The sequence below is a fragment of the Streptomyces griseorubiginosus genome (assembly GCF_017614965.1).
Classification (GTDB): Bacteria; Actinomycetota; Actinomycetes; order Streptomycetales; family Streptomycetaceae; genus Streptomyces; species Streptomyces griseorubiginosus_B.
Genome location: NZ_WVUG01000062.1, coordinates 25,777 through 34,536 on the forward strand (window position 1 = coordinate 25,777; position 8,760 = coordinate 34,536).

Here is an 8,760-nt window from a genome sequence, read left to right on the forward strand (position 1 = left end):
CGCATGCGCACCGCGCTCCGCTGCGCCCTCGTCGGCGCGATCGTCACCACCACCACCCTCACCATCTCCGGTACGGCAGGCGCCACACCGCCCGGCCCAGGGGTGACCGCCAAGCTCATCAGCCAGACCACCGTCGGGGACACCGACTACGTCCTGCGCGAGATCACGGTCCCGCCCGGCCAGGCCACCGGCTGGCACTACCACGACGGCACCGTCTACGGCTTCGTCCGCCAGGGCACCCTCAGCCACTACCACTCCGACTGCGCCGAGGACGGCGTCTACCCGACGGGCACCACCGTCCGCGAACCCGGCGGCCCCGGCGACGTCCACCTCGGCCGCAACGAGGGCGCCACCCCACTCGTCCTCGACGTCCTCTACGTCCTCCCGCACGGCGCCCCCTACTCGGAGGACGTGCCCAACCCCGGCTGCCCCTTCCAGTGATCAGCCCGGAGGCAGCGGCTGCTCGGCCCAGATCGTCTTGCCCCGGCCGGTCTGCCGGCTGCCCCAGCGGTGGGTGAGCTGGGCGACCAGCAGCAGTCCGCGGCCGCCCTCGTCGAAGGCGTGGGCCCGGCGCAGATGCGGTGAGGTGGAACTGCCGTCGGAGACCTCGCAGATCAGCGTGCGGTCGCGGATCAGCCGCAGCTGGACGGGCGGGGCGCCGTAGCGGATGGCGTTCGTGACCAGCTCGCTGACCACCAGCTCCGTCACGAACGCCGCCTCGTCCAGACCCCACGCCGCCAACTGCTCGGTGGCGGCCTGCCGGGCCGCGGCCACCCGCTCCGGGTCCGGGGTGATGTCCCAGGTGGCCACCTGGTCCGTGCCCAGCGCCCGGGTGCGGGCCAGCAGCAGCGCCACGTCGTCACTGGGATCCTCCGGCAGCACCGCCTTCAGCACCGTGTCGCACAGCGCCTCCAGCGTGTCGACGGGGGCGGTCAGCGCGCGGCACAGCTCGGCGGTGGCATGGTCGACGTCCCGGTCGCGGTCCTCGATCAGACCGTCGGTGTACAGGGCCACCACCGCGCCCTCGGGCACTTCCAGCTCCATCGCCTCGAACGGCAGACCACCGACGCCCAGAGGCGGCCCGGCCGTCATCTCGATCAGGCTCGCCGTACCGTCCGGCAACAACAGCGCCGGCCCCGGATGACCGGCGGCCGCCACGTTCAGCCGCCGCGAGACGGGGTCGTAGACCGCGTACAGGCAGGTCGCCCCCAGCTCCGCGACCTCGTCTCCGCCGTCGCCCGAGGCCAGATGGGTGACGAGATCGTCGAGGTGGGTGAGCAGCTCGTCCGGCGGCAGATCCACGTCCGCCAGCGTGCGTACGGCCGTGCACAGCCGGCCCATCGTCGCCGTCGAGGGAATGCCGTGCCCCACGACATCCCCGACGACCAGAGCGACACGGCTGCCGGACAACGGGATCACGTCGAACCAGTCGCCGCCGATACCGACCAGCGCGCCCGAGGGCAGATACCGGTGCGCCACCTCCACCGCGGCCTGTCCGGGCAGGCCCTTCGGCAGCAGACTGTTCTGCAGCGCCAACGCCGTGCTGCGCTCGCGTGCGAACCGACGGGCGTTGTCGATACAGACGGCCGCCCGGCTGGCCAGCTCCTCCGCCAGTACGACGTCGTCGCCGCCGAAGTCGTCCGGATTCGCGATCCGTACGCCCACCGCCACACCCAGGGTCGTGCCGCGCGCCCGCAACGGCACCGCCAGCATCGAGTGCACACCTCTGCGCCGGGGGCGACCCGCCGGAGCGCGGGCATTGCGCTCCGCGACCCACCGCATGAACTCCGGCTCCCCCGCCTGGCTGACGACGGCCCGCCCCGCACGCAGAGCCATCGCAGGCGGAGAGAACGACGGGTAGAAGTCCGCGTCCCCGATACGCACCGCCGCCTCCGGCGTCCCCTCCGTCACCGAGCCGTGCGCGACGCGGCGGAGAACGATGTCGATGTCCGGCAGTGCGGGCCGCTCCTCCGCGGCCAGCACCCAGTCGAGCAGATCCACGCTCGCGAAGTCCGCGTACCGCGGCACCAGCAGCTCCACGAGCTCTTCGGCGGTACGGACCACGTCCAGCGTCGTTCCGATCGACGCCGCCGCCTCGTTCAGCAGCGCCAGACGCTCACGGGCCCAGTACTGCTCGGTACTGTCGAAGGCCGCCAGCGCGACCGCGCACACCGCGCCCGAGGCGTCCCGCAGCGGCCACATGTCCGTGGTCCAGGCGTGATCACGGTTGAGTGCGGGGGCGCCGGTGTAGCTCTCGTACCGGGTGGGCTTGCCCGTCTCGGCGACCTGCCGCAGATGGGCCAGGAAGCCACGGCTGTGCTCGGCGTCCTCCACGGTGTCCGCGAAGTGCCGGCCCTGCAGGGCGTCCTCCGACACTCCCATGACCCGGCAGGCCACGTCATTGAGCCGCAGATAGCGCTGGCGCGTGTCGAACACCGACATCGACATCGACGCCTGCTGAAATGCGCGGGCGGCCAGCAGCTCGGACTCCCGCGGCCCGCCGGCCGCCTCGGCCGTGATCACATGCCCCGCCGCCGCACCGCCCTCACCGGTGACGGGACAGGCCCGCGCATCGAGACTGACGCTCGAACCGTCCCGATGCCGCACCACCAGCCTCCCGGCGAGCGCCGCCAGGGCCTCGGCCGACGGCGCCTCGACGAGCAGCTCCCGCGCCGCCCGCCCCACGACTTCGTCGGCGGTGTATCCGGTCAGTCGCCGGGCACCCTCGCTCCACCCCGTCACCATGCCCCCGGCATCGACGATCACCGCAGCAGAGCCGTGCTCCATATAGTTCAGGATGGTTCTTTTGTCGCACCGCTTCAACCGAAACGCGCGACCCCGGCGCGGGTCGCGCGTTGCGCGGGTGTCACTTCTGGTGGGTCCGCAGAGCCGCCAGAGCGCGGTCCGCGTGGGTGTTCATGCGGAGCTCACTGCGGATGATGTCGAGGACGGTGCGGTCCTGGGCTATGACGAAGGTGGCGCGTTTGGTGGGGGCGAGGTTGAAGCCTCGCTTGACGCCGAAGCGCTCGCGGACGGTGCCGTCGGCGTCGGAGAGGAGAGGCATGCCGAGGGTGTGGCGGCCGGAGAACTCCTGCTGGCGTTCGACGGTGTCGCCGCTGATGCCGACGGGGTGGGCGCCGACGGCGGCGAACTCGGCGGCGAGGTCGCGGAAGTGGCAGGCCTCGGCGGTGCAGCCGGCGCTCAGGGCCGCGGGATAGAAGAACAGGACGACGGGTCCGTCGGCGAGGAGTGCGGAGAGGGTGCGGGGGGTGCCGGTCTCGTCGGGCAGTTCGAAGTCGTCGACCTTGTCGCCGATGGTGATGGGCTCGCTCATGCCTGGCTCTCCCCACTCCTGGCGATGCTGCGGGCCCACAGGACGAGAGGCAGCTGCAGCGGCAGTCGTCCGATGGCGGCGGCCTTGTGGGGGGTGGGGCGGTGGCGCCAGTCGATGGCCATCTTGACGTTGGCGGGGAAGACGCCGACGAAGAACGCGGCCGCGGCGAGGGCCGCGGTCTTGCGGGTACGCGGCAGGGCGAGGCCGGCGGCGAGGGCGAGTTCGGCGGCGCCGCTGGCGTAGGTCCAGGTCCTCGGGGTGCCGGGCAGGGCGTCGGGGATGGTCGCGTCGAAGGGGCGTGGTGAGGCGAAGTGGGCGACTCCGGCGGTGGCCAAGAGGCCGGCGAGCAGCAGGGGTGAGCGTTCGGACCGTGGCACGGTACCTCCTCTGGGGGGCCTGCTGCGGGATACTAGCCGGACGGTAAGAGCCGCCTCCGCGCGGGCCTTGGTTCCAAGAGGCGGTGGCCGGGGGCCGGATGGCCGACCGGTACGGACGGCTGGCGGTGGTGCGGCGCTCGTACGCCCTGACTGTTCTGGCGGTGGCGGGCGTGGTGCTGGTGCCGGGGCCGGTGGTGTATCTGTTCGTGGCGCTGACCTCGGGCCGGGCTGTTTGTGCCGTTCTCGCTGCACGTCACGCTCGGTCAGGACTTCCTGCCGCGCCGGCGCTGGGGGCGTTGGCCGACGTGACGTCGCTGCGAACGGCGTTGCTGGCGCTGATCGCGCTGCCGGCGCTGGGCTGGCTGCTGCTGCGCGGCCTGCCCGTGCGATGTCGGTGTGACGGGCGTCAGACCGTGGTGTGCTCGGTTTCCTCGTCGATGGCATAGGTGAGGAAGTCGTCGACCATGCGGTGGAAGAGCGTGGCCAGCTGGCGCAGTTCCTCCGCTGACCAGTCGGACAGGGCGAGCTGCATGCCGCGGGCGCCGGCGTCGCGGACGCGGTCGATGGCCTGCTGTCCGGTCTCGGTGAGCTGGATGCGCTGGGCGCGGCGGTCGTCGGGGTCGGGGACGCGGGTGACGTAGCCGGACTTCTGCAGTTGCTGCACGGTGCGGGTGACGTGCGAGGCCTCCACGCCGAGGCGGGTGGCGAGTTCGCCGGGGCGCAGTGGCTCGGAGTCGGCGACCTGTCGCAGCAGCGCCACGGCGGCGCGGTCGAGAGGCACGCCCGCAAGCGCCATCAGCCGCTCGTGCTGTCGGGCGCGGGTGCTCAGGTAGGTGATGCGGGTGAGCGCGCGCTCGATCTCGATGACCTCCTCGGACGCGGGGGTGTCGGGGAGTTCGGGGAGCGGTGGAGTGGCCATGCGATCCACTTTACCATCTTGTTGCGTAACTCAAGTAACCTACTGCGTACGTTCGCCTCGTGTACTGCGTGCGCATGATGCCGACCGTACGGCGGCCCTTCGTTCAGTCCGGGCATGCGGTGTCGGAGGACCGGATCTCGCGGCCCTCCGCGGCCGTGACGGTGACGGGCAGCGGCCTGCTTCCGGGGGCGCCGACGCGTTCGGCCGCGAGGGCTGTGCAGATGAGCTGTGCCGCGGCGAGTTCGGTCTTGCCGCCCATGGCGACGGTGAGCCGGATGTCCACGCGGTCCTTGCGTGAGGTGATCTGCACCCACTTCGACGTCTGGGCGGCCGAACTCTGGTCCAGGGTGGGCGCTTCGGTGGGGAAGAGACTGGTGGGAGGGGACGCCACGGAAGGCAGCAGCGTCCTCAGGCCCGCGGACTGTTCGCCCGGGGTGGGACCTTTGAGCAGCACCTGGACCGCCGACCCGACGTCGGGTGGCGCCGCGGTCCGGCGGGAGACGCCGTAGAGGACGTCGCCGGTGACGTAGTAGACCCGGATGGTCGGCACGAGCCCGCTCGCGGGGACGCCGGACTGCACCACTCCGGTGGTGGGGATGCCGCAGGAGGTGAGCAGCCCCAGGGCCGGTATCAGCATGACGGACGCCCAGCGGCGTACGGGTGTGGTCACCGGTTCTCCTCGTTGTGCAGCGGGAGTTCGACGGTGAAGACAGCGCCGCCCTCCGGCCGGTTGGCGGCGCGCACGGTCCCGCCGTGGACGCGGACGTTCTCGGCGGTGATCGCGAGGCCGAGTCCACTGCCCTCGGTGCGGGTGCGGGCGGCGTCGGACTTGTAGAACCGTTCGAAGACGTGGGGCAGGACGTGGGCGGGGATGCCGGGGCCGCTGTCCAGCACCTCGATGACGGCACGGGGCTCTGTCCCGGTCGAGCCGGTCAGGCGCAGCCGGACCGGGCGGGCACCGTGCCGGAGGGCGTTGCCCACCAGGTTGGCCACGACCACGTCGAGGCGGCGCGGGTCGACGCGTCCGCGCAGAGTGTCGGGTGGCGGCAGTTCGGTGTCCACCAGATCGGTCCAGGCGCGGGCGGCGAGCGTGCGGCGCAGTGACTCGGCGAGGTCGATCTCGTCGAGGTGCAGCACCGCGGCGCCCGCGTCGAAGCGGGAGATCTCCATCAGGTCGTCCACCAGGCGGGCCAGTTTCACGGTCTCCTCGCTGATCAGGCGGACCGCGGTGGCGGTGTCCGGGTCGAGGCGGGCGGCGTCCTCGTCGAGGACGTCGGTGACCGCCGACATGGCGGCCAGCGGGGTGCGCAGTTCGTGGGAGACGTCGGCGGCGAACCGGCGGGCGCGGGCCTCCATGCCGCGCAGTTCGGCCACCGACGCCTCCAGGGCGGCGGCCGTCTCGTTGAACGTGTGCGACAGGTCGGCCAGTTCGTCGGAGCCGTTGACGGCCAGGCGGGTGTCGAGGCGCCCCTCAGCGATGCTGCGGGTGGCGCTGCGCAGCGCGCGCACCGGGCGCAGCACCCCGCGGGCGGCGAGGAGCGCGAGGAGCACGGCCAGGACCAGGGCGGGCACGGTGGCTCGTTCGACGGCCGTGACCAGGGCGTCGACAGAGGCCTGTTCCGTGGCCTGGGGGACGGTCAGGAAGATCCGCAGGCCCGACGCCGCGCCGGTGGTGAACGCCACGGACATGCCGACGACGAGGGAGGTGTGGTCGCCGGTGCGGACCCGCTGGAAGACGGTCGCCACACTGGACCGTACGGCCTCGCGCAGCGCGGGCGTCAGTTCCGCGAACCGATCGCCTGCGGCGGACGTCGCGCTCAACTCGCCGTAGGTCACCATGACCCGCCAGGCGCCGGACGGTTCGGAGGCCGCGACGTCGGACGCGAACCGCCGCAACCCGTCCTGCGTGGGCGGTATGTCGAGGTCGGGGGCGAGCCGGTTCGCCTGGGCGCGCAGCTGTGAGATCACCGCGTCCTGGCTCTGCTGGAGCACACCGGTGCGCGCCTCGCGGAAGGTCAGGGCGCCGGTCGTGGTCGCGGTGAGCGCCGCCACGAGCGCGAACGCCAGAACCAACCGGGTGCGCAGGCCGAGCAGTTGGGGCACTCTGGAGCGCCGGGCGGACAGCCCGCGCACGCGGGCCCTGCGAGCGCGGGTCACCGTGCGGCGAACCGGTAGCCGAAGCCGCGCACGGTCTCGATGTAGCGGGGCTCGCCCATCTTGGCGCGCAGCCGCTTGACGCAGGCGTCCACCAGACGCGCGTCGCCGTGGTAGCTGTGCTCCCAGACCGCCTCCAGCAGTTGCTGCCGGCTGAAGACCTGCCCGGGCGATGCGGACAGGGTCAGCAGAAGGCGCAGTTCGGAGGCGGCGAGCGCCACGGGCACACCGCGCAGGGCGACCGAGAAGCCGGCCCGGTCGACGGTGAGGTCCCCGTACGTGTCGAGTTTCGGTATGCCGCCGTCGCCCGGCGCCTGGGCCGCCCGGCGCAACACGGCGCGGATGCGGGCGTCCAGGACCCGCGCCTGCACGGGCTTGACCACGTAGTCGTCGGCTCCGGCCTCCAGCCCCACGACGATGTCCTCGTCGTCGCCCCGCGCGGTGGCCATGATGATCGGCAGCGTCTGGTCGAGGTCTCGCAGCGCACGGCAGACGTCCAGGCCGGGCATGCCGGGCAGCATCAGGTCCAGCACCGCGACGTCCGGCCGGAAGGAACGGGCCTGCCTGAGCCCCTCCTCCCCCGTCACGGCGGTACCGACCTCGTGCCCCTGCCGACGCAGGGCCAGGGCGACTCCCTCCCGCACGGCGCGGTCGTCTTCGATCAGCAGTACACGTGGCATGGGCTCAGTATCGGCACGTCCCGCGCCCGGCCGGGGTTCTGTTACCGGATGATCACATGAGCGGCCAACCAGATGGGCGTTATCTTTTCGTTACCTCGCGGGCCAGGTTCGATCACAAAGCGGTCACAACCTGAGCCACCATGACCGCGCACAAAGCAACTCGATCCAGCAGCCGCCGCCGTCCCAGTGGCCCCGCCCACGCCGCGGTGAGCGGACGGAAGGGACGGCTGTGGGGAGGTGTCGCCGCGATCGCCGTGCTGGGCGCGGCGGGCTTCGCGGTCGTGGGCTGGACCGCCCCCGGCCACGGCGACGACCAGGCGGACGCCCGGACCCGCGAACACACCCAGGCCGGGTCCAAGGCCCCCACGCCGTCCCACAGCGGCAGGCCCTCCCCCAGCCACAGCCCCTCGGCGTCTCCTTCCCCCAAGGCGATCCCGGCTGCGGGCCCGGGCACGTTCACCACCGCTCCCGGCACCAGCCGCAAGGTCGGCACCGGAAAGGTGTGGCGTTACCGGGTCGAGGTGGAGGACGGCCTCGACCTGTCCCCCCGGGCCGCCGCCGAGGAAGTCGAGCGGATCCTCGCCGACCGGCGCGGCTGGACGGCCGACGGCCACTCGGCGTTCCAGCGCGTCTCCGGCGGCACCGCCGACTTCGCCGTGAAGATCGCGACCCCCCGGACGGTGGACAGGATCTGCGGTGCCTACGGACTGCAGACCGGGGGTGAGGTCAACTGCAGCGTCTCCCACAACGTGATGGTCAACCTCAGACGCTGGCTGCTGGCCACCCCCGTCTACGCCAAGGACGTCACCGCCTACCGCGCGCTGATCATCAACCACGAGGTCGGCCACTTCCTCGGCCACGGCCACGCCGGCTGCCCGGGCCCCGGAAAGCCGGCGCCCGCGATGATGCAGCAGATCAAGGGCATGCACGGCTGCGTGCCCAACGTGTGGCCGTACAACGAGCACGGCCGCTACATCACCGGGCCCGCCGTCTCCTGAGCCCGACCCGTCCGGGGAGTCCTGGCACAAGCTCCAGGACATGCTCGGTCACTGCAGCCACGTCGCCGCGTGGCTGAGCTGACGAAGTCGGCGGCCAGGAGCAACCGGCACGCCCGGGAGCCGTGGTACGCACCCGGGATGCACACGATCGGACCACGAGCTCCTACGGGCAGCCGCCGGCCGGGCTGCTGGGCACGACCGCGCCGGCTCAGCTGGAGGTCGGCGTCTTGTCCGGGTTGCCGTAGTAGGCGTTGGGGCCGTGTTTGCGGGTGTAGTGGCGTTGGAGGAGGTGGGGTGG

9 protein-coding genes and 1 pseudogene are annotated in these 8,760 nt (G+C 72.2%); 3 read left to right on the plus strand and 7 right to left on the minus strand.

The window, feature by feature from the left end; translation table 11 throughout:
* Positions 1–3 precede the first annotated feature (3 nt).
* On the plus strand, positions 4–441 hold the full coding sequence (locus tag GRC12_RS14900) for a cupin domain-containing protein (RefSeq protein WP_208779723.1): 438 nt from the start codon (positions 4–6) through the stop codon (positions 439–441).
* Here GRC12_RS14900 and GRC12_RS14905 read toward each other — a convergent pair whose 3' ends face one another.
* The 3 genes from GRC12_RS14905 to GRC12_RS14915 all read right to left on the minus strand — a co-directional run bounded on the left by GRC12_RS14905 (position 442) and on the right by GRC12_RS14915 (position 3,711).
* Complete coding sequence (locus GRC12_RS14905; protein WP_208779724.1) at positions 442–2,787, minus strand: SpoIIE family protein phosphatase; 2,346 nt, start codon at positions 2,785–2,787, stop codon at positions 442–444.
* Between the two features lie 79 nt (positions 2,788–2,866).
* On the minus strand, positions 2,867–3,334 hold the full coding sequence (locus GRC12_RS14910) for a peroxiredoxin (protein ID WP_244372853.1): 468 nt from the start codon (positions 3,332–3,334) through the stop codon (positions 2,867–2,869).
* The gene (locus tag GRC12_RS14915; RefSeq protein WP_208779725.1) at positions 3,331–3,711 is read right to left on the minus strand and encodes a DoxX family protein; all 381 of its coding nucleotides are present in this window, start codon (positions 3,709–3,711) and stop codon (positions 3,331–3,333) included. Before GRC12_RS14915 ends, GRC12_RS14910 begins: the two co-directional genes overlap by 4 nt.
* Before the next feature lie 83 nt (positions 3,712–3,794).
* On the opposite strand from GRC12_RS14915, the pseudogene GRC12_RS14920 reads away from it, so the two are divergent.
* Positions 3,795–4,157: pseudogene (locus tag GRC12_RS14920) on the plus strand (MFS transporter); the annotation flags it as partial.
* On the opposite strand, the gene GRC12_RS14925 reads toward GRC12_RS14920, so the two are convergent.
* The 4 genes from GRC12_RS14925 to GRC12_RS14940 form a co-directional block, all read right to left on the minus strand.
* Positions 4,118–4,630, minus strand: a complete 513-nt coding sequence (locus GRC12_RS14925; RefSeq protein WP_208779726.1) for a MarR family winged helix-turn-helix transcriptional regulator — start codon at positions 4,628–4,630, stop codon at positions 4,118–4,120. The pseudogene GRC12_RS14920 and the gene GRC12_RS14925 overlap by 40 nt on opposite strands.
* Positions 4,631–4,733: 103 nt before the next feature.
* Positions 4,734–5,300 (minus strand): hypothetical protein, encoded by a 567-nt coding sequence (locus GRC12_RS14930; protein ID WP_208779727.1) that lies wholly within the window; start codon positions 5,298–5,300, stop codon positions 4,734–4,736.
* The gene (locus GRC12_RS14935) at positions 5,297–6,754 is read right to left on the minus strand and encodes an ATP-binding protein (RefSeq protein ID WP_244372861.1); all 1,458 of its coding nucleotides are present in this window, start codon (positions 6,752–6,754) and stop codon (positions 5,297–5,299) included. Before GRC12_RS14935 ends, GRC12_RS14930 begins: the two co-directional genes overlap by 4 nt.
* A gap of 29 nt (positions 6,755–6,783) precedes the next feature.
* Positions 6,784–7,464 (minus strand): response regulator transcription factor, encoded by a 681-nt coding sequence (locus GRC12_RS14940; protein ID WP_208779728.1) that lies wholly within the window; start codon positions 7,462–7,464, stop codon positions 6,784–6,786.
* Between the two features lie 140 nt (positions 7,465–7,604).
* Here GRC12_RS14940 and GRC12_RS14945 point away from each other — a divergent pair, with 140 nt between their 5' ends.
* Positions 7,605–8,462: a DUF3152 domain-containing protein gene (locus tag GRC12_RS14945; RefSeq protein ID WP_208779729.1), complete on the plus strand. Its 858-nt coding sequence runs from the start codon at positions 7,605–7,607 to the stop codon at positions 8,460–8,462.
* Positions 8,463–8,760: the final 298 nt, after the last annotated feature.

Coding starts and splice junctions, on each gene's coding strand:
- GRC12_RS14905 (WP_208779724.1), bottom strand. CDS start 2,787: ATGGAGCACGGCTCTGCTGCGGTGATCGTCGATGCCGGGGGCATGGTG.
- GRC12_RS14910 (WP_244372853.1), bottom strand. CDS start 3,334: ATGAGCGAGCCCATCACCATCGGCGACAAGGTCGACGACTTCGAACTG.
- GRC12_RS14945 (WP_208779729.1), top strand. CDS start 7,605: ATGACCGCGCACAAAGCAACTCGATCCAGCAGCCGCCGCCGTCCCAGT.
- GRC12_RS14940 (WP_208779728.1), bottom strand. CDS start 7,464: ATGCCACGTGTACTGCTGATCGAAGACGACCGCGCCGTGCGGGAGGGA.
- GRC12_RS14925 (WP_208779726.1), bottom strand. CDS start 4,630: ATGGCCACTCCACCGCTCCCCGAACTCCCCGACACCCCCGCGTCCGAG.
- GRC12_RS14900 (WP_208779723.1), top strand. CDS start 4: ATGCGCACCGCGCTCCGCTGCGCCCTCGTCGGCGCGATCGTCACCACC.